This window comes from Okibacterium sp. HSC-33S16 (assembly GCF_024171565.1).
In the GTDB taxonomy this organism is placed as follows: domain Bacteria; phylum Actinomycetota; class Actinomycetes; order Actinomycetales; family Microbacteriaceae; genus Mycetocola_A.
Genome location: NZ_JALJZZ010000005.1, coordinates 104,025 through 121,776, shown reverse-complemented (window position 1 = coordinate 121,776; position 17,752 = coordinate 104,025). Strand labels below are relative to the sequence as shown.

At 63.5% G+C, this 17,752-nt stretch carries 17 protein-coding genes and 1 tRNA gene; 11 read left to right on the top strand and 7 right to left on the bottom strand.

The window, feature by feature from the left end; genetic code table 11:
• Window positions 1–44 precede the first annotated feature (44 nt).
• Complete coding sequence (locus tag L1277_RS12285) at window positions 45–794, top strand: lytic transglycosylase domain-containing protein (protein WP_253376728.1); 750 nt, start codon at window positions 45–47, stop codon at window positions 792–794.
• A gap of 96 nt (window positions 795–890) precedes the next feature.
• On the opposite strand, the gene L1277_RS12280 is transcribed toward L1277_RS12285, so the two are convergent.
• A complete protein-coding gene (locus L1277_RS12280) occupies window positions 891–1,907 on the bottom strand; it encodes a LacI family DNA-binding transcriptional regulator (protein WP_253376727.1) in 1,017 nt (338 codons plus the stop codon).
• 135 nt (window positions 1,908–2,042) lie between these two features.
• On the opposite strand from L1277_RS12280, the gene L1277_RS12275 reads away from it, so the two are divergent.
• The 4 genes from L1277_RS12275 to L1277_RS12260 all read left to right on the top strand — a co-directional run bounded on the left by L1277_RS12275 (window position 2,043) and on the right by L1277_RS12260 (window position 4,819).
• Window positions 2,043–2,963 carry a carbohydrate kinase family protein gene (locus L1277_RS12275; protein ID WP_253376726.1) on the top strand — a complete coding sequence of 307 codons (921 nt, stop codon included), beginning with the start codon at window positions 2,043–2,045 and terminating at the stop codon, window positions 2,961–2,963.
• 99 nt (window positions 2,964–3,062) lie between these two features.
• Window positions 3,063–3,144: transfer RNA gene (locus tag L1277_RS12270), tRNA-Tyr, on the top strand.
• Between the two features lie 117 nt (window positions 3,145–3,261).
• Complete coding sequence (locus tag L1277_RS12265; protein ID WP_253376724.1) at window positions 3,262–4,245, top strand: PfkB family carbohydrate kinase; 984 nt, start codon at window positions 3,262–3,264, stop codon at window positions 4,243–4,245.
• 82 nt (window positions 4,246–4,327) lie between these two features.
• Window positions 4,328–4,819 carry a hypothetical protein gene (locus L1277_RS12260; protein ID WP_253376722.1) on the top strand — a complete coding sequence of 164 codons (492 nt, stop codon included), beginning with the start codon at window positions 4,328–4,330 and terminating at the stop codon, window positions 4,817–4,819.
• Window positions 4,820–4,912: 93 nt separating this feature from the next.
• Here L1277_RS12260 and L1277_RS12255 read toward each other — a convergent pair whose 3' ends face one another.
• A complete protein-coding gene (locus L1277_RS12255) occupies window positions 4,913–5,488 on the bottom strand; it encodes an NADPH-dependent FMN reductase (RefSeq protein ID WP_253376721.1) in 576 nt (191 codons plus the stop codon).
• A 96-nt stretch (window positions 5,489–5,584) separates the two neighbouring features.
• Here L1277_RS12255 and L1277_RS12250 point away from each other — a divergent pair, with 96 nt between their 5' ends.
• Window positions 5,585–6,184, top strand: a complete 600-nt coding sequence (locus L1277_RS12250; protein WP_253376718.1) for a MarR family winged helix-turn-helix transcriptional regulator — start codon at window positions 5,585–5,587, stop codon at window positions 6,182–6,184.
• Here L1277_RS12250 and L1277_RS12245 read toward each other — a convergent pair.
• On the bottom strand, window positions 6,153–6,464 hold the full coding sequence (locus L1277_RS12245) for a hypothetical protein (protein ID WP_253376716.1): 312 nt from the start codon (window positions 6,462–6,464) through the stop codon (window positions 6,153–6,155). The genes L1277_RS12250 and L1277_RS12245 overlap by 32 nt on opposite strands.
• Window positions 6,465–6,578: 114 nt before the next feature.
• Here L1277_RS12245 and L1277_RS12240 point away from each other — a divergent pair, with 114 nt between their 5' ends.
• Complete coding sequence (locus L1277_RS12240; protein WP_253376714.1) at window positions 6,579–7,394, top strand: inositol monophosphatase family protein; 816 nt, start codon at window positions 6,579–6,581, stop codon at window positions 7,392–7,394.
• Between the two features lie 59 nt (window positions 7,395–7,453).
• Here L1277_RS12240 and rfbB read toward each other — a convergent pair whose 3' ends face one another.
• Window positions 7,454–8,452: a dTDP-glucose 4,6-dehydratase gene (gene rfbB, locus L1277_RS12235; protein WP_253376713.1), complete on the bottom strand. Its 999-nt coding sequence runs from the start codon at window positions 8,450–8,452 to the stop codon at window positions 7,454–7,456.
• Between the two features lie 196 nt (window positions 8,453–8,648).
• Here rfbB and L1277_RS12230 point away from each other — a divergent pair, with 196 nt between their 5' ends.
• Window positions 8,649–9,983: an APC family permease gene (locus L1277_RS12230; protein ID WP_253376712.1), complete on the top strand. Its 1,335-nt coding sequence runs from the start codon at window positions 8,649–8,651 to the stop codon at window positions 9,981–9,983.
• 140 nt (window positions 9,984–10,123) lie between these two features.
• On the opposite strand, the gene L1277_RS12225 is transcribed toward L1277_RS12230, so the two are convergent.
• The 3 genes from L1277_RS12225 to L1277_RS12215 all read right to left on the bottom strand — a co-directional run bounded on the left by L1277_RS12225 (window position 10,124) and on the right by L1277_RS12215 (window position 13,628).
• The gene (locus tag L1277_RS12225; RefSeq protein ID WP_253376711.1) at window positions 10,124–10,981 is read right to left on the bottom strand and encodes an SDR family oxidoreductase; all 858 of its coding nucleotides are present in this window, start codon (window positions 10,979–10,981) and stop codon (window positions 10,124–10,126) included.
• Between the two features lie 111 nt (window positions 10,982–11,092).
• The gene (locus tag L1277_RS12220; protein WP_253376710.1) at window positions 11,093–11,830 is read right to left on the bottom strand and encodes a VIT family protein; all 738 of its coding nucleotides are present in this window, start codon (window positions 11,828–11,830) and stop codon (window positions 11,093–11,095) included.
• A 97-nt stretch (window positions 11,831–11,927) separates the two neighbouring features.
• Window positions 11,928–13,628: a glycoside hydrolase family 13 protein gene (locus L1277_RS12215; protein ID WP_253376709.1), complete on the bottom strand. Its 1,701-nt coding sequence runs from the start codon at window positions 13,626–13,628 to the stop codon at window positions 11,928–11,930.
• A gap of 275 nt (window positions 13,629–13,903) precedes the next feature.
• Here L1277_RS12215 and L1277_RS12210 point away from each other — a divergent pair, with 275 nt between their 5' ends.
• The 3 genes from L1277_RS12210 to L1277_RS12200 all read left to right on the top strand — a co-directional run bounded on the left by L1277_RS12210 (window position 13,904) and on the right by L1277_RS12200 (window position 17,748).
• Window positions 13,904–15,124 (top strand): maltose ABC transporter substrate-binding protein, encoded by a 1,221-nt coding sequence (locus L1277_RS12210; RefSeq protein WP_253376708.1) that lies wholly within the window; start codon window positions 13,904–13,906, stop codon window positions 15,122–15,124.
• An 81-nt stretch (window positions 15,125–15,205) separates the two neighbouring features.
• Window positions 15,206–16,828, top strand: a complete 1,623-nt coding sequence (locus L1277_RS12205; RefSeq protein ID WP_253376707.1) for an ABC transporter permease subunit — start codon at window positions 15,206–15,208, stop codon at window positions 16,826–16,828.
• Window positions 16,828–17,748 carry a sugar ABC transporter permease gene (locus L1277_RS12200; RefSeq protein WP_253376705.1) on the top strand — a complete coding sequence of 307 codons (921 nt, stop codon included), beginning with the start codon at window positions 16,828–16,830 and terminating at the stop codon, window positions 17,746–17,748. The genes L1277_RS12205 and L1277_RS12200 overlap by 1 nt, the downstream gene beginning before the upstream one ends.
• Window positions 17,749–17,752 lie beyond the last annotated feature (4 nt).

The following is a 17,752-nucleotide window of genomic DNA, read 5'->3' as shown; positions in this document are numbered from 1 at the left end:
GCGTTCACAGGAGGTTCGTCACCGCGGACTGATTGAATGAACGGATGCTGTCCGCCCGCCTTTCGATCATCACCGGTGTCGTGGCATCCGCTCTGCTTCTCAGCTCGTGTGCATCATCTCCCGCCGCCTCGCCGACCGCTTCTGCCGACGGGCCGGCTCCGACATACGCGGCGGCGGCGCCACCGCCGGTCGCTGCGAGCGCACCAACGCTGCCGGGCAACCCCGGGCTCGTCGATGATGAGTGGGTGCGGGTGACGGCCGAGACGACGCGGATTCCCGAGCGGGCGCTTCGCGCCTACGGCGGTGCTGCGCTGTTCAAGGCCGAGCAGATGCCGACCTGCGGGCTCAGCTGGAACACCCTGGCCGCTGTCGGGTTCGCCGAGAGCGACCACGGTCGACACGGCGGCTCGTCGGTCGGGAACGACGGCACGGTGTCGCCGGGCATCTTCGGCGTGGCGCTCGACGGCGACGGCAACATCGCGATTCCCGACTCCGACGGCGGGGTGATCGACGGCGATGCTGAGCATGACCGGGCCGTCGGGCCGATGCAGCTCATTCCGGAGGCGTGGAACAACTGGCACATCGACGGCAATGCCGACGGCGTTGCTGACCCGCAGAACCTTGACGACGCCGCCTTCGCGACCGCCAACTACCTCTGCCGGGTGTCGGGCGACCTGGTCACCGAGACCGGGTGGCGGACCGCGATCCGCGGTTATAACCCGAACGACGACTACATCGCCACAGTGGCGCGGGCCGGCACCCTCTATGCCGAGCGGGCCGCCGACGCGAGGTAAGGACGTCGACGCGAGGTAAGGAAGAGTGCCTCAGTTTGTTCCGTGTGCCAGCGCGACTTCCATACGTCGGTGCTCAGTTCACGGCTCGGGGGGCAGCTACGGCGACGGCCGCGCCGTCGACGAGCGCACGATGAGCTCGTAGGGGAGAGGCACTCCGGCGCTTGCCGGTTCATCCTTGCCGGGCTCGAGGTACTCCATCAGCGCCTCGACGGCCTGCTCGCCCTGCCGCAACGGGAACTGCGCCACCGTGGTCAGCCCGAAGAACGCGGCCAGGTCGTGGTCGTCGATGCCGACGATTGAGACGTCGTGGGGCACGTGCAGTCCAAGGTCGCGCGCCGCCAGGATGCTACCGATCGCCATCTCGTCGGATGAGGCGACGATCGCGGTCGGCCGGTTGTGCGGGTTACCCAACAGTTGCTTGGCGGCCTCATAGCCACCGGGCAGGGTGAAGTCGGCCGGGCGGTACAGCGCTGGGTCGGGCTCGACGCCCGCGTCGCGGAGGGCGGCCTCATAGCCGATGCGTCGGTTGGAGGGCAGGTGGAAGTCAAGGTCGAACTCTGCGCCGCCACCGATGTGCGCGATGCGGGTGTGACCGAGACTCAGCAGGTGCTCGGTGGCGAGCCGGGTCACGGCTACATCGTCCATGGTGAGGCTGAACACGCCGGCGATGGCACCGCCGACTCCGATCAGGGGTTTGCCCATGGCGTGCAGGCTCGATACCTCGGCTTCAGTCAGCTCGAGGCCGATGGCGATCACGGCGTCGACACGCTGGCGCAGGAGGAAGTGGTCGAAGACACTCTTGCGCTCCTCGCCGCCGCCGGTGAGGTTGTACAGGGTCAGGTCATAGCCGTGCCGGAGAAGTGCTCGCTCAGCCCCCTCGATGACCGACGCGAAGAACCAGTGGTTGAGCGACGGCACGACCACCCCGACGTTGCGGGTTCGGCCGGAGGCGAGGCTCGACGCATTCGACGAGACCACGTAATCGAGGTCATGGGCGGCCTGCGCCACCTTGACGCGGGTGGCATCCGACACATATCCGCGCCCGCTGAGTGCCCGCGAGACCGTCGCCGTCGACACGCCAGCGAGCCGCGCGACGTCGTCGATGCCGACCATGGAACTCCTTCATGCGGAAATATGCCACTGGTCAGCTTAGCGACGGGCGCCAGCGGCACACGGCCCCCAGGACGGGCGGTCTCTGGCGCGACGCTGCGTGGTGTGCGACCCTCGAAGGAACGGAGGACACAGGCCATGGAACGAAACGACGCCCGCACAGTCGTCATTGGAGACGCGCTCATCGACGAGATGCGCGACGGAGAGTCGAGTCGCGATTTCGTGGGTGGAGCGGCGCTCAACGTTGCTGTTGGTCTGGCTCGGCTCGGAGTCCCCACCACGCTCATCGCGATGGTGGGGAGCGATGCCGATGGCGCCAGCATCCGTTCGTTCCTTGATCTTCATGGTGTTGACCTCATCGCAACTCCCGGTCCGCTCGGTTCGTCGCGAGCGATCAGCGACCGGACCGAGGGGGAGCCGCGCTACAGCTTCAACGAGGCGGCGCAACGGCGTCGGATCATTTTTGGTGATGAGGAGCGGTTGGCGATAGCGGATGCTCCATTCGTCGTGGTCAGCTGCTTTCCATTCGATGATGATGCGCAGAGCGCCGAGTTCGAAGAGTCTGTGCTGAACCCGGGCCGGCGTCTCGTCATTGACCCCAACCCGCGCGCAGGGATGCTGCACGATGCCGCGGCGTTTGTGGCCAATTTCGAGCGGATCGCGGCGACGAGTCTCCTGGCCAAGGTCGGTGACGAAGACGCCGAGTTGTTGTACGGCATCGCGCTGGGCGACCTCGTTGAGCGGCTGCGGTTCGCGGGGGCCGCGCACGTACTCGCAACAGCGGGGCGCAACGGTGCTGAGGTCGTCTCAGCGCTGGGGCGGGTGGTCGCTCCCATCGCGGAGCTGCCTGGCCCTGTCATCGACACGATGGGCGCCGGTGACGCCACGCTCGCAGCCACGGTCCACGCGCTCGCGACGACCGGAATTCCGGGTGGACTCGAGGCGTGGAAGCGGGTTCTCGACGAGGCGATGCTTATTGCCGGCTGGACGTGTCGCACCGCTGGAGCGTTGCTGCAACTGCCTCCAATTCCGGATGCCACGGGGCGCGTTCGCCCCTAATCGCACGTCGGCGTGTCGCCGATTTCTCGAAGCGGGCAGGCACAGAGTATTCTTTTACAGCGCCTCCGGTTGTCTGTACAAGTTGGTCGGATGCGTTCTGGCGAGTTACCCAAGCGGCCAAAGGGATCTGACTGTAAATCAGACTGCTCAGCATTCGGGGGTTCGAATCCCTCACTCGCCACGTTTTTCCAGACACTGCCCCGGCTTCGGTCGGGGTTTTTCTGTTTTTCTCCCTGGGCACCCGTCAACCTGGCAGCCGACCCTTTCGCTGTGTCCCCTCTCGGGCGATGCTGGAAGCGTGGAAAGACGGACACGCATCGAATGGCACGCAGACGGTACGTTCGAGCCACTCAACGCCGCTCGAGACGCGAATCGGCCCACTCGTCCTCATGTCGTTGTGGTCGGGCAGGCAGGTCGTGACGTGGTGCTCTCTGTCGGGACCGTTCCTGACCCCGGAGGCAGCGTCACGGTAGACGAACGGATTGAGATCCTTGGCGGCAAGGGAGCCAATCAGGCGATCGGATTGCAGCAGCTCGGCGCGAAAGCGCGACTGGTTGCAGTCGTGGGGGAGGATGCCCAGGGCACGTCCATGCTTCAACAGATCGTGGATGCCGAGGTGAACGCTGACTCGGTGGTGCGGCGTGGGACAACGGCGCTCCTTGTCGATGTCGTAGATAACGAGGGCGCGAATCGGCTTATCGAGGATGTCCCTCCTGAGTCGTTGCTGACGATGAACGACGTGGATGCAGCGGAATCCCGAGGGGTGTTCGACGGTGCTGATGTCGTGTGCCTGCAACTCCAGCAGCCCGGCGACGTTCTTGTCCGAGCAGCGACTCACGCGCGGTGGAGGGATGTCAGGGTCTTGCTCGATGGTGCGGTCGAGGGGCGCGAGCGAGATGAGCTCGTGAGCCTTTCGCAGGTTGTCCGCGCCGATGCACATGAAGCAGAACTCCTCACCGGCTCCCGTGTTCAGTCGGTGGATGACGCCAGCCGAGCCGCACACTCGCTTCTGGCCGACGGGCCCGAACTCGTCGTGCTCGCGATTGAAGACCGCGGTGAGTTCGCCGCATGGCGAGGGGGTGCGGTGTTTGTGCCCTTCGGCGATGACCCTGTGGTCGATCCGACCGGAGGCGGGGATGCGTTTGTCGCGGGGCTCGTCACCGGTCTCAACGCCGGCCTCGGACCGGAACGAGCCGTTCGATTTGCGTCACGGGCCGCGGCGTCGACGATTGGACACCTCGGTGGCCGCCCCGACCTGGCACACCTTGACCCGCACAACTGAGGCGAACTGACGGTACGCGGCGAGAGGGAGAGCCGCGATACGGGGTGTTGCTGGACCTCGTGGCTCCGATAGCATCCCCGACATGGACGACATACTCAGCGAGTGGTCGGAGTTCAACGTTGCCATGGCGGGTGCGACGGCCGCTCTGGCTGGTCTCGTTATCGTCGCGTCGAGCGTCAACATCGCGGAGATCATCAAGTCCAATAGACTGACGGCTCGACTGGGTGCCGGAATCGCGTCTCTCGTTCTGGCGCTTATCGCTTCCGCCCTCGGCCTGATCCCGACGATCTCTCCCGTATGGTTCGGTGTCGCACTGCTGTCTGCGGTGCTCGGGGCGGCGGTCTTCCAGATCGCAGCGACGCGGCTCATCCTGTCGGATCCTGACCCGGCGGCTCGCGCACGGGTGCCGAAGGCCGTCCTCGGGTTCCTCCCTCTCGGGGCATATGCGGCGGGTGCGGTGACCGTGATACTCGAGCATCCATCGGGCATGTACCTCACCGCCGCCGGATGCCTGTTGGCCATCGTTGCGGCGATCATCGTCTCCTGGGTCGCATTGGTCGAGGTGCTGCGCTAGTCGTCGTTTCTGCCCCGGAGTGAAAGCCCACCACACAAAGCGAAAAGGGTGCCCCGCCACAAGGCGGGACACCCTTCCTTAGGTGAGGCGAACTTACGCGGCGACGAGAGCTGCGTCGCGAACGGTCTCCATGGCCTTGGCCCAGACAACGAGCTGCTCGAGCATCGGCGCAACGGTCGCGGCAGAGAGTTCGGTCGGAGCGAAGGTGCTGAAGTTCTCGAAGTCGGTGAAGAGGCTGAACATGCCGGTCTTCTGAACGTGAGCGATCTGGAGCTCGGAGAGGATTCCACGGAGGTGCTCAACGGCACGGACGCCCGAGGCGGAACCGTATCCGACGATGCCGGCAGCCTTGTTGGCGAACTCTGCGTTGAGGTACGAGAGCGCGTTGGCGAGAGCCGGGGTGACGGAGTGGTTGTACTCACCGGTGACGAAGACGAATCCGTCGAACTCAGAGATCTTCTCGGACCAAACCTTGGTGTGGTCGTTCGAGTAGTTCTGGTACGCAGCGGGGTAGCCCTCGTCCAGGATCGGCAGGTTGTAAGCCGCGATGTCGACCAGCTCGAACTCGGCGTCTGAACGCAGCTGCGCCTGTGCGAGAACCCATTCGGCAACGCCGAGGTTGATGCGTCCCGGGCGGGTGCTTCCGGTGACAATAGCGATCTTAGTCATTGGCGACCTTTCGAATAGTTGATGTGTCAATTAGTATGACTGGATTAGTCTGCAACCATTTGATTGTCATGTCAACTAAATGGAGGTGAAATTCTCATGAGCGCAGAAACCTCTCAGCCCCGATGGCTGGATGACCGGGAAAAAGCAGTGTGGCTGACCCTTCGCGAATTCATTTGGGAATTCCCGACGGCGATGGATCGTCAACTCCAACGAGATTCCGCCCTGTCTACCGTCGAGTATTCCGTCCTGGCAGCGCTCTCGGAGTGCCCGGGCTTCCGAAAGCGATCGAGCGACCTTGCTGCCGACCTGAGCTGGGACCGAAGCCGCCTGTCGCACCTGGTGAAGCGCATGGAGGTGAAGGGCATGGTGGAACGTGCCCACACCGATTCCGACGGTCGCGGGCAGGAGATTGTACTCACCGAGGTCGGGTGGGAAGAGATTCGCGCCGCTGCACCGGGACACGTGACCTTCGTGCGCGAGTCGGTCTTCGACCCCCTCACCCCGGATGAGCAGGACCAGCTCGAGTCGATGCTTACCCGCATCCGAGCCCAGATTTCCGGCGAGGGGCTCTGGGGTCGGCAACGGGCGAGCACTACCTGCCCCACCGACCTCACCGCGAAATCGGAGGTATGTTCGACGGAGAGCTTGGCCTGTGATTCTGCCGTTACCCCGCCGGCGGTGCCTTCGGCTTCGTGAGCGGAAGCGGCTCACGCCAGGTGCTCCCGCTCGATGCGAGCTTTTGGGGTGGCAGCTTTCGTTCGTATAGGCCGTAGACGTTTTGCGTCGCTTCGGCCAGGGAGCCCCAATATCCGATCAACTCCCGCTTGCGAATATCGGCATGCCAGGTCACGGCGCGAAAGTAGAGCACCTGCCCTGGCCCCAGCTTCAGCTTGCGGATTACCGCGATCGGCACCTGTGACGCGCTGTGGGTCACCTCCCACTCAATGGGTTTCGTGAAGTTGGAAAGATCGGGCATAACTCGAATATAGTTTCGATAAAGCCGAGAATCAATTCCACGCTCTGGACAACCGCACACAGACCCTCTCGGCATTCTGGTCTAGCGTTGACAGCAACGTGAGAGGACTTTTTCATGAGCATCGAGCTGCAGAAGCTGGCAACCGACATTGCACTTCAGGCGGGTGAACTGATCTACCGCCGTCGCCGTGAGGGTGTGACTGTCGCGGCAACCAAGTCCTCGGCAGAAGACGTTGTCACCCTCGCCGACCGTGAGTCCGAAGACCTCATCCGCTCGCTTATAGCCGACGCGCGCCCCGGCGACGGTTTCTACGGCGAAGAGTCCGAGGCCACCCGCAGCGACAGCGGCATCACCTGGGTGGTTGACCCCATCGATGGCACGGTCAACTACCTCTACGACATCCCCAACTACGCGGTCAGCATCGCGGTGATCGAGGGCGATCCTGACCCGCTCACCTGGACCGCCCTTGCCGCCACCGTGACCAACCCTGCCGCCGGCGAGACCTTCAGCGCGGCACGCGGGACAGGCGCGACTCTTAACGGAACCGCCATTTTTGCGAACACGGATGTGGTTCCGTCGCTGGCCATGGTGGGCACTGGCTTTGCCTATTCCGCCGAGCGTCGCGTGTGGCAGGCCGGAATCGTCCAGCAGCTGATTGGTCAGGTTCGCGATATCCGCCGGATGGGCTCGGCAGAACTTGACCTATGCTCGGTGGCCTGTGGTCGGCTTGACGCCTATTACGAGCGTGGCCTCAACCCGTGGGACCACGCCGCCGGTGCATTGATCGCCGAAGAAGCGGGCGCTCAGGTCGGCGGGCTGAACGGAGCGCGGGCGAGCCGCGACTTCACCCTCGCGACGGCGGGTGGGCTCTTCGATCCGCTGCATCAGCTGCTGATCGAGGCGGGTGCGGAGGCATCCGTTCTCGGATAATTGCCTGAATGACCGAAGCCGGGCTCGAGAGCCCGGCTTCGGTCATGGTGAGGTGAGGGTTACTGGCCCTGCTCCTTGTAGCGTGCCTCGGTGGCGTCCTTCTGTGGTGCCCACCACGCTTCGTTGTCGCGGTACCAATTGATGGTGTCCTTCAGGCCAGCCTCGAAGTCGGAGAACTGCGGAGCCCAGCCGAGCTCGGTGCGCAGGCGCGACGAGTCGATGGCGTACCGGAGGTCATGGCCCGGGCGGTCGATGACGTGGTCGTAGGCGTCAGCGGGCTGGCCGAGCTGGGTGAGGATGAGCTCGACGACGTCCTTGTTGTTCTTCTCGCCGTCGGCGCCGATGAGGTAGGTCTCACCAATCGCGCCCTTGTCGAGGATCGTGAGCACGGCGGAGGAGTGGTCGTTGGCGTGGATCCAGTCGCGCACGTTCTCGCCCGAGCCGTACAGCTTGGGCCGCTCGCCGCGGAGGACGTTGGTGATCTGACGCGGAATGAACTTCTCGACGTGCTGGTACGGACCGTAGTTGTTCGAGCAGTTCGAGATCGTGGCCTTCACACCGAACGAGCGAACCCAGGCTCGAACGAGAAGGTCGCTGCCGGCCTTGGTCGAGGAGTACGGGCTCGAGGGGTTGTACGGCGTGCTCTCGGTGAACCGGTTCGGGTCGTCGAGTTCGAGGTCTCCGTACACCTCGTCGGTGGAGATGTGGTGGAAGCGGATGTCGTGCTTCCGTGCCGCCTCGAGCAGCGTGTACGTGCCGATGATGTTGGTGTCGAGGAACGGACGTGGGTCGTTCAGCGAGTTGTCGTTGTGGCTCTCGGCCGCGAAGTGCACGACGGCGTCGACCTCGGCAAACAGTGAGTCGACGAGGGCCGCATCCTGAATGTCACCCTTCACGAAGGTAAAGCGGTCGTCAGTCAAGCCGTCGAGTGACGCGAGGTTACCCGCGTAGGTGAGCTTGTCGAGCACGGTCACCGTGTGGTCGGTGTTCGCGAGAACATAGTGGACGAAGTTCGAGCCGATGAATCCGGCGCCGCCGGTTACGAGAAGTCTGGACACCCGGACAGTTTACCCAGACGGATGCTCTCAGCCGTTTTTCCACGCAACTGCCGGCCCGCGCTGGCACGATTTTCGCGCATCCGCAAGCCCTTGTCGACAAGTTGGGGCTGCCGGGCGTCCGCTCCTACCCTTGTGGCGCAGGCACCCCTGCGGTATTCGGCGCGGAGCACAGTCGCCGCCAGAGAGAAAGACGCTCATGACTACAACGACACCGGCGAACTCGTCGGAATCTGAATCCGCGTCCAAGCTAAAAAAGGGGATCACCGGTCCTCTCCTCTTCCTCTTTATCCTCGGCGATGTGCTGGGTGCCGGAATCTATGCGCTTATGGGCGCGCTTTCCGCCGAGGTCGGTGGTGCACTGTGGGCCCCGCTGATCCTCGCGCTGCTCCTCGCCCTGCTGACTGCGGGGTCATACGCCGAACTCGTAACCAAGTATCCGAAGGCTGGCGGTGCGGCTGTCTTCGCGGAGCGGGCATTCGGAAAGCCGATCATCTCGTTCCTCGTCGGGTTCAGCATGCTCGCCGCCGGCGTGGTGAGCGCAGCGGGCCTGTCGCTCGCTTTCGCGGGAGAGTACCTCGGCACATTCATTGATGTGCCGCCGATCCCGGCCGCCATCGTCTTCCTGGCGCTCGTCGGATGCCTCAACGCGCGCGGCATCAGCGAGTCGATGAAGAGCAACTTCGTCATGACGGTTATTGAGCTCTCCGGTCTCATCATCGTGATCGTTGTGGTCGCGGTCATGGTGGCGAACGGCGGTGGTGACGTCTCGCGCATCGGCCAGTTCCCGACCGACGCCGTTCCGGCGATCGCCACGCTGAGCGCCGCTATCATCGCCTACTACTCGTTCGTCGGCTTTGAGACGAGCGCCAACGTTGCCGAGGAGATCAAGAACCCGAGCAAGGTGTACCCGATGGCCCTGTTCGGCTCACTCGCCACGGCCGGTGTCGTCTACATCCTCGTTGGAATCGCCAGTTCGATCGCGTTGCCCGCCGACGAGCTCTCGAAGTCCTCCGGGCCGCTGCTGGCGGTCGTCGCCGCAACCGGCGTTGGCATCCCCGAGTGGATCTTCAGCCTCATCGCGCTCGTCGCTGTCGCGAACGGCGCACTGCTCACCATGATCATGTCGAGCCGCCTCACCTACGGAATGGCCGAACACGGCCTGCTCCCGAGCGTCCTCGGCAAGGTGCTGCCCAAGCGCAAGACGCCGTGGGCGGCCATCGTGGCGACCACCCTCGTTGCCATGGCCCTCACCCTGATCGGCGACGTGTCGACGCTCGCCGAAACCGTTGTGCTGCTGCTGCTGTTCGTCTTCATCTCGACGAACGTAGCCGTGCTCGTGCTGCGTAAGGACAAGGTCGAGCACAAGCACTTCAAGGTGTGGACCTTCGTGCCCGTGCTCGGTGTGCTGTCCTGCATCCTCCTGCTCACCCAGCAGGATGGCCAGGTCTGGCTCTTCGGGATGCTGATGCTCGCCGCCGGAGTGGTGCTGCACTTCATCGCCAAGGCCGTGAGGAGCCGTCGCGACAGCTGACCCGCGTGTGCCCAGCGCAGGCTTGCGCATCTGTCAGGTGACACTCTCGGCGGGTATGGTGCTCGCGCACCCCGCAGAAAGTGTCACCCGAGATGGCAGCTCGGCAGAAAGTGCCACCCGAGCGGCTGTGAGGCTGTGACCTAGAGGGCCTGTCGCAGTCCCTCGAGGAGCGGTGTCGTCGGCCGACCGATGAGCCGGGCCAGGTCGCCCGAGGTTCCCGCCAGTGCGCCCTCGCGTGTGTCGCCGTCGAGCCGGACGACAAATCCGATGGTGTCCTCGTCGAGCCCCAGGCTTCGGAGTACATCCGCGTGCCCCTCCGGGGTCACTGGGGCATAAGGAATGTCGCTGCCGGCGAGCCGGCTGAACGCGGCGGCGAGTTCGTTGCCATTCCACGCCACGTCACCGGACAGCTCATATACGGCGTTCTCGTGGCCTTCTTCGGTGAGCACAACCGCGGCGGCCTCTGCGTAATCGGTGCGTGATGCGCTTGCGACCCGGCCGTCACCGACGCTCGCCAGGTAGGTTCCGGACGCCCTCGACTGCTTGAACGCACCGACGTAGTTCTCGGTGTACCAGTTGTTGCGCAAGAAGGTGAACGAGATCCCGGTTGCCCGAATCATCTCCTCGGTCGCCTTGTGCTCGGGCGCCAGGATGAGTGTCGTCGTGTCGGCGTGCGGAGCGCTCGTGTAGACAATGCGCGAGATCCCTGCCCGCACGGCCGCATCGATGACATTCCTGTGCTGCTCGATGCGCTGGCCAGCTTCGCTGCCGGAGACGAACATGAGCGTGCGGGCCCCGGCGAAAGCGGCGTCCAAAGTCTCCGGCTCGGCGTAGTCGATCACAGCGGTAGCAACGCCGGACGCGGCGGCAAGTTCAGCGAGCTTTTCCGCTGAGCGGCCGGTCGCGACGATCTCGCTTGCCTGCATTCCGCGTTCGAGGAGGTGCTGGATGATGAGGCGACCGAGGTGCCCTGTTGCTCCGGTGACGACTACTGACATGTCTTCCTTTCCTGACGCGCGTTTGCGCGCTCACGTGGAGAGAACCGTCCGTGAGCCAATTCGCTTCCCGATTGACGGCATCCGTCTCTCACATTTGTTTTGCGCCCAGTGTCAGGCGACGGTCGTCCCCAAGAGGCTGCCGATCGCAAAGGTAGCGGCCAGCGCGAGCGCGCCACCGACGACAACCCGGACAGTGGGGCGAAGCGCCGGGCTGCCGCCGAGTTTCGCTCCCATCGCACCGGTGAGCGCCAAAGCAATGAGCACGGCCACAAACGTCACGGGAATTCGAATTTCGGGCGGTGGAAGCAGGATGGCGAGCATCGGAAGGATGGCGCCGATCGTGAACGCAATGGCCGAGGCGATGGCGGCGTGCCAGGGGTTAGCGATGTCGTTTTCGGTGATGTTGAGCTCGAGAGCGAGGTGCGCGGCGAGGGCGTCATGCTCGGTGAGTTCGGCGGCGACCTGGCGGGCGGTGGTTTCGGACAGCCCGCGGTTCGTCAGGAGCCCGGTCAGTTCATCGAGCTCCTGCTCGGGCATGTCGCGCAGTTCGGATCGTTCCTTGGCGATGAGAGCACGTTCGCTGTCACGCTGGCTCGACACCGACACGTATTCGCCAAGCGCCATCGAGATCGCACCACCGACGAGGCCAGCCATGCCGGCGGTGAGGATCGGAAGAAAAGCGGATGTCGCGCCCGCAACTCCCACGACGATGGCCGCGACAGACACAATGCCGTCGTTAGCGCCCAACACGCCGGCTCGAAGCCAGTTCAAGCGGCCAGCTAAGCCGATCGACGAGTGCGGTTCGTTGGGGTGCTGCCCGGAGGCGGAGGTGCTAAACGGAACGCTCATGAGCCCAGCTAAGCACCCTGTGCCCCTCCGCACGAGAACCACCGAGAAACAAGACAGGCGGGTTGCCGAAGCAACCCGCCTGTCTTGTGCGCAGTGCTTACGCGGAGCGCAGCCAGACCGTCGTGTCTGCGCCAAGTGTCGCGCCGTCGAATGCACCGCTGGAGAGAATGAGCTGTGCTCCGGCGAGTTTCTCAGGCAACGCGACATCCGTGGAGCCAGCGTTCGCGACCACGGTCACGGTTCCGTTCGTGAACGCAATTACGTCGTCACCGATGCCATCAATCCATTCGATGGAACCGAGGCCGAGCGATTCCGAACGGCGCACGCGCAGGGCTTCGCGATAGAGCTCAAGCGTTGAGCCGGCGACGCCGACCTGAGCGGCACGCGCGTACGGAGCCCAGTCGTCGGGCTGGGGCAACCAGGCGGCACCGGTGGAGTTGAAGCCGTATGCAGGGGCGTTCGATTCCCAGGGAATCGGCACGCGGCATCCGTCTCGACCGTATCGTTCGCCGTTCGTGCGGAACCAGGTCGGGTCCTGCCGGGCGTCATCGGGGAGGTCGATGACCTCGGGCAGGCCGAGTTCCTCGCCCTGGTAGATGTACGCGCCGCCGGGGAGCGCCAGCATGAGCGCCGACGCCGCGCGGGCACGCTGCAGCCCAACTTCACGAACCGGCTGCCCAGGGCTCTTCGGACCGATGCCGTGACCCTGCGGATTCTCGGCGGTCAGCGCGAGTCGTGATGCGTGGCGAACGACGTCGTGGTTGGAGAGCACCCAGGTGCTGGGCGCGCCGACCGCGCTGAAGGCCTCGAGTGACTCGTCGATCACGGCACGGAGAGCGGATGCTTCCCACGGCGTTTCGAGGTACGGGAAGTTGAATGCCTGCTGCATTTCGTCGGGGCGTACCCACTTCGCCATCTTGGACAGCGGGTCGACCCAGGCTTCGGCGCAGAGCACGCGGTCGCCCTCGTACTCCTCGAGCACCCGGTGCCAGTCGCGGTAGATGTCGTGGACACCCTCCTGGCCCCAGTACGGAGCTCCGTCGACCTCCGTCATGTCGTCGATCTCCGGCTCAAGGCCGAGAGGGCCGCCGCCACCCATGCTGCCGCCTTCGGCGGGTGGGGTGTAGTCGGGCAAGCCATCGGCCTTGATCATGCCGTGGGCAACGTCGACCCGGAAGCCGTCAACGCCGCGATCGAGCCAGAACCGCAGCACGCCGCGGAACATTTCGCGGACATCCTCGTTGGTCCAGTCGAAGTCGGGCTGGCTTGAGTCAAAGAGGTGCAGGTACCACTGGCCAGGGGTGCCGTCTGGGTTGGTGATGCGGGACCACGCGGGGCCGCCGAAGACGCTCTGCCAGTTGTTCGGAGGCAGATCGCCATTCTCGCCCTTGCCGTCGCGGAACATGTAGTGCGCGCGCTCGGGGGAGCCGGGCCCTGCAGCGAGAGCTGCCTGGAACCACGGGTGGGCGTCAGAGGAGTGGTTCGGAACAAGGTCGACGATGACGCGGATGCCGCGGGCGTGCGCCTCGGTGGTCATGGTGTCGAAGTCGTCGAGGGTTCCGAACAGCGGGTCGACGTCGCAGTAGTCCGCGACGTCGTAGCCAGCGTCCTTCTGGGGGCTCGTCATAAAGGGTGAGAGCCAAATGGCGTCCACCCCCAGGTCGGCGAGTGACCGCAACCGCGAGGTGATGCCGGGCAGGTCGCCCATGCCGTCACCGTTGGCGTCAGCGAAGGAACGAGGGTAGATCTGGTAGATGACGGCTGAGCGCCACCACTCGGGGCTCGTGGGGGTAGTCATGCGGATACTCTAGGGCATCGGTTTGTGAAGCTGTAAGCGCTTGCTCTTCCGGTTTAGGTGACGAGATCATAACTGTCGCGAAAGAGTCGGTTTCTAGCTTGTGCTTTCGAAATCGAGCGGGTATATCTGGAAACGCTTGCAGCATTTGTCGGCACCGAGAGAATGGCCTTTCGCACTCATGCAACCCCCACGGGCGCCGCGTATGCGGCTCCGCCGGCAGCCATGACGGGCAACGAGGCCTCGCTCACACACGTAATCACGAAAGGCACACACCAATGAGGGTGACAAACTCTTCGATTCTGAAGGCGGGCGCTCTGGCGACCGTTGCGGCGCTTGCGCTCGCGGGCTGCTCCGCGGGCGGGAATGACAGTGCGGACAGCGAATCCGGCACCACACTGACCGTCTGGGTTGACGCCGACCGCGCTCCGGTCCTCAAGGAGGCCGCCGCTGACTTCACCGAGGAATCGGGCGTCAAGGTCAAGCTCGTCCAGAAGGACTTCGGCAAGATTCAGGAGGATTTCACCGCGCAGGTTCCGTCCGGCAAGGGTCCTGACATCACCATCGGAGCCCACGACTGGCTCGGCGGCTTCGTCACCAACGGGGTCGTGCAGCCGATCGAACTTGGAGACAAGGCATCCGAATTTGAAGATGTGGCTATCCAGGCGATGAGCTACGAAGGCAAGACCTACGGCCTGCCGTACGCCATCGAGAACATCGCGCTGCTGCGCAACACGGCGCTCGCCGCTGAGGCACCGACCGACTACAACGACATGGTCGCCGACGGCACGGCTGCAGGCACCGAGTTCCCGTTCCTCATTCAGGTGACCGCCGAGGGCGACCCGTACCACATGTACCCGTTCCAGTCCTCGTTTGGCGCTCCTGTCTTCGGGACCAACGAAGACGGCAGCTACAACCCGGAAGACCTGCAGATCGGCGAGGGCACCGGTTTCGCCGCGTGGCTCGCCGAGCAGGGCGCAGCGGGCCTGCTGAGCACCTCGATCACCGGGGACATTGCCAAGGAAAAGTTCAACGCCGGTGCAAGCCCGTTCTTCATCACCGGTCCGTGGAACGTCGGACCGGCGCAGGAAGCCGGCATTGATGTGGCCGTCGACCCGATCCCGTCCGCTGGCGGCGAGGTCGCCCAGCCGTTCGTCGGCGTGCAGGGCTTCTTCGTGTCGGCGAAGAGCAAGAACACGCTCGCGGCCAACGAGTTCCTCACGAACTTCATCGGCACTGAAGACGTTCAGACCGCCCTGTTCGAGAAGGGTCAGCGCCCGCCAGCACTGACCGCCTCCTTCGAGAAGGCCGCGTCGGACCCAATCGTTGCCGCATTTGGTGAAGTTGGAGCCACCGGCGCCCCGCAGCCGTCCATCCCTCAGATGGGTAAGGTCTGGCAGTTCTGGGGTGTCACCGAAGCCGCCATCATCGATGGTGGAGACCCGGCAGCGCTGTGGACCAAGATGACGGCAGACATCCAGGCTGCGATCGCCGAATAACACGGAACGGATGCCGGATGGCCAGCGATCGCTGGCCGTCCGGCATCCGTCTGAAACACGCAACAAACAACCGAGGCGACAATGCAGACGAGCACGCAAAACCCCAACGAGAGCACCCCGAAGGTGGTCGAGTCCAAGAGACAGAAGCGTGCCGGCCGTATCGCCGATCACGCATCCGGCGGCGTGACCGCCCTGTTGGTCAAGATCGGCATGCTCGCCGTCGTTGACGCGATCGCTGTCTACGCTCTCTTCATTCTGTTCCTCAGACAGGACTGGGTGATCTTTGCGGTCGTGCTGGTCATCACCGCATTGGTCAACCTCGTCTATTTCAAGCGCGGCCTGCTCCCGCTGAAGTACCTCGCCCCCGGGCTCGTTTTTCTTCTGATCTTCCAGGTCTTCGTGATCGGGTACACCGCTTACATCTCCTTCACGAACTACGGCACCGGACATAACAGCACCAAAGAGGATGCCGTCACCGCGCTGATTCAGTCAGCCCAGTACCGCGTTCCGGACTCTCCGACGTATGGCCTCACAATTGTCGAGCAGGGTGGCGCATTCAACTTCCTCGTCACGGACCCGGATGGCGACGTTTCGATCGGAAACACCGAGACACCGCTGACCGAGGTTTCGAACGCCGAGATGTCCGGCGACAAGGCTGTCAGTCTCTCCGGATACAACAGCGTCGACTTCACCGACATCGTCGCTAACCAGGACGCCATCGCGGCCATGACCGTACAAATCTCGGACGACCCGAATGACGGCGCACTGCGTACACCGGACGGATCAAGTGCTTACCTCTATCTCTCTACTCTGAGTTTCGATGAGGCGGCAGACACGATGACGAACACCGAAACCGGGGTTGTCTACGCCGACACGGGTAACGGTGCCTTCACGTCCCCAGATGGCGAAGAGATTCTGCCGGGTTGGAGTGTCGTTGTCGGCGCGGAGAACTACGTCACAGCGTTCACCGACGAGAGCATTCGCGGGCCGTTGCTCAGCGTCACCGCGTGGACATTCGCTTTCGCGCTGCTCAGCGTGGCGACAACCTTCATCCTGGGGCTGTTTCTCGCCATCGTGTTCAATGACATGCGAATGCGGGGACGCAAGTTCTACCGGGTGCTGATGATTTTGCCGTACGCGTTCCCCGGATTCCTCGGGGCGCTGGTCTGGGCCGGCATGCTCAATAAGGACTTCGGTTTTGTAAACGTCGCCCTGCTCGGCGGGGCGGAGATACCGTGGCTGACCAACGAGTGGCTGGCGAAGTTCAGCATTCTCTTCGTCAACCTGTGGCTCGGCTTCCCGTATATGTTCCTTGTGTGCACCGGCGCTCTTCAATCGATACCCGACGAGTTGCAGGAGGCGGCGAAGATGGACGGCGCGAATCCCTGGCAGGTGTTCCGACGGATCAAGTTCCCGCTGCTCCTGGTATCGATCGCCCCGTTGCTTATCGCATCGTTCGCGTTCAACTTCAACAATTTCAACCTCATCTACATGCTGACCAACGGTGGGCCGAGGGATGCATCTGCCGGCATCAACGTTGGAGCATCTGACATCCTGATCTCGATGGTCTACAAGGTGGCATTCTCAGGCGCCGACCGTGATTACGGGCTAGCCAGCGCCTTCTCGATCATCATCTTCCTCATCGTCGCGATTATCTCCATCGTGAGCTTCCGACAGACCAAGGCCCTGGAGGATCTGAACTAATGAGTACCTCGACTCCCGTCCTTCAGCACACGAGAACCGCAGCGTCGGCCGCGGCGAAGCGGCCCTTCAGGCTTTCCCGCTGGTTCCGTGCAACGGGCTGGCGGCACCTTGTCGGAATCGCCATGATCGTGTTTTCGGTATTCCCGCTGCTCTATGTGCTGAGCGCATCACTCAACCCCAACGGCACGCTTTTGCAATCGAACGGTTTGTTCTCTTCGCTCGGGTTCGACAACTACGTCACACTCTTCACCAACTCGCAGCGGCCGTACGGTGCGTGGTTCATCAACACCCTGGTCATTGGCCTGACCACAGCCGTTGGCACCGTTTTCCTTGGTGCGCTCGCGGCATACTGTTTCAGTCGGATGCGGTTTGCCGGTCGGCGTTTCGGGCTGCTGTCCCTGTTGATCGTGCAGATTTTTCCGCAACTGCTCGCCGTCGTTGCGATCTTCCTGTTGCTGACGACTCTGGGTGACATTTTTCCCATCCTCGGTTTGGACAATCAAATTGCGCTCATCATGGTGTACCTCGGTGGCGCGCTCGGGGTGAACACCTACCTGATGTACGGGTTCTTCAATACCGTTCCCTCCTCGCTCGATGAGGCAGCGAAACTTGACGGTGCGGGGCACGCCCGGATTTTCTTCACGATCATCCTGCGTCTGGTTGCGCCGATTCTTGCTGTCGTCGGCCTGCTGAGCTTCATCGCCACCACCAACGACTTTGTCATCTCGAGCGTCGTGCTCGTGACGCCAGAGCGGCAGACGCTCGCCGTTGGTCTGTACCAATTCGTGTCGGACGAGTTCACCACCAACTGGGGCGTCTTCGCCGCGGGTGCTGTGTTGGCGGCCATCCCCGTGATGGCGTTGTTCCTCTATCTGCAGAAGTACATCGTGTCCGGCCTCACCGCCGGTGCCGTGAAATAATCGT

Bases quoted from the DNA above. Each gene is read 5' to 3' on its own strand.
- L1277_RS12285 (WP_253376728.1), top strand. From the start codon at position 45: ATGCTGTCCGCCCGCCTTTCGATCATCACCGGTGTCGTGGCATCCGCT.
- L1277_RS12280 (WP_253376727.1), bottom strand. From the start codon at position 1,907: ATGGTCGGCATCGACGACGTCGCGCGGCTCGCTGGCGTGTCGACGGCG.
- L1277_RS12275 (WP_253376726.1), top strand. From the start codon at position 2,043: ATGGAACGAAACGACGCCCGCACAGTCGTCATTGGAGACGCGCTCATC.
- L1277_RS12260 (WP_253376722.1), top strand. From the start codon at position 4,328: ATGGACGACATACTCAGCGAGTGGTCGGAGTTCAACGTTGCCATGGCG.
- L1277_RS12255 (WP_253376721.1), bottom strand. From the start codon at position 5,488: ATGACTAAGATCGCTATTGTCACCGGAAGCACCCGCCCGGGACGCATC.
- L1277_RS12250 (WP_253376718.1), top strand. From the start codon at position 5,585: ATGAGCGCAGAAACCTCTCAGCCCCGATGGCTGGATGACCGGGAAAAA.
- L1277_RS12245 (WP_253376716.1), bottom strand. From the start codon at position 6,464: ATGCCCGATCTTTCCAACTTCACGAAACCCATTGAGTGGGAGGTGACC.
- L1277_RS12240 (WP_253376714.1), top strand. From the start codon at position 6,579: ATGAGCATCGAGCTGCAGAAGCTGGCAACCGACATTGCACTTCAGGCG.
- L1277_RS12230 (WP_253376712.1), top strand. From the start codon at position 8,649: ATGACTACAACGACACCGGCGAACTCGTCGGAATCTGAATCCGCGTCC.
- L1277_RS12225 (WP_253376711.1), bottom strand. From the start codon at position 10,981: ATGTCAGTAGTCGTCACCGGAGCAACAGGGCACCTCGGTCGCCTCATC.
- L1277_RS12220 (WP_253376710.1), bottom strand. From the start codon at position 11,830: ATGAGCGTTCCGTTTAGCACCTCCGCCTCCGGGCAGCACCCCAACGAA.
- L1277_RS12215 (WP_253376709.1), bottom strand. From the start codon at position 13,628: ATGACTACCCCCACGAGCCCCGAGTGGTGGCGCTCAGCCGTCATCTAC.
- L1277_RS12210 (WP_253376708.1), top strand. From the start codon at position 13,904: ATGAGGGTGACAAACTCTTCGATTCTGAAGGCGGGCGCTCTGGCGACC.
- L1277_RS12205 (WP_253376707.1), top strand. From the start codon at position 15,206: ATGCAGACGAGCACGCAAAACCCCAACGAGAGCACCCCGAAGGTGGTC.
- L1277_RS12200 (WP_253376705.1), top strand. From the start codon at position 16,828: ATGAGTACCTCGACTCCCGTCCTTCAGCACACGAGAACCGCAGCGTCG.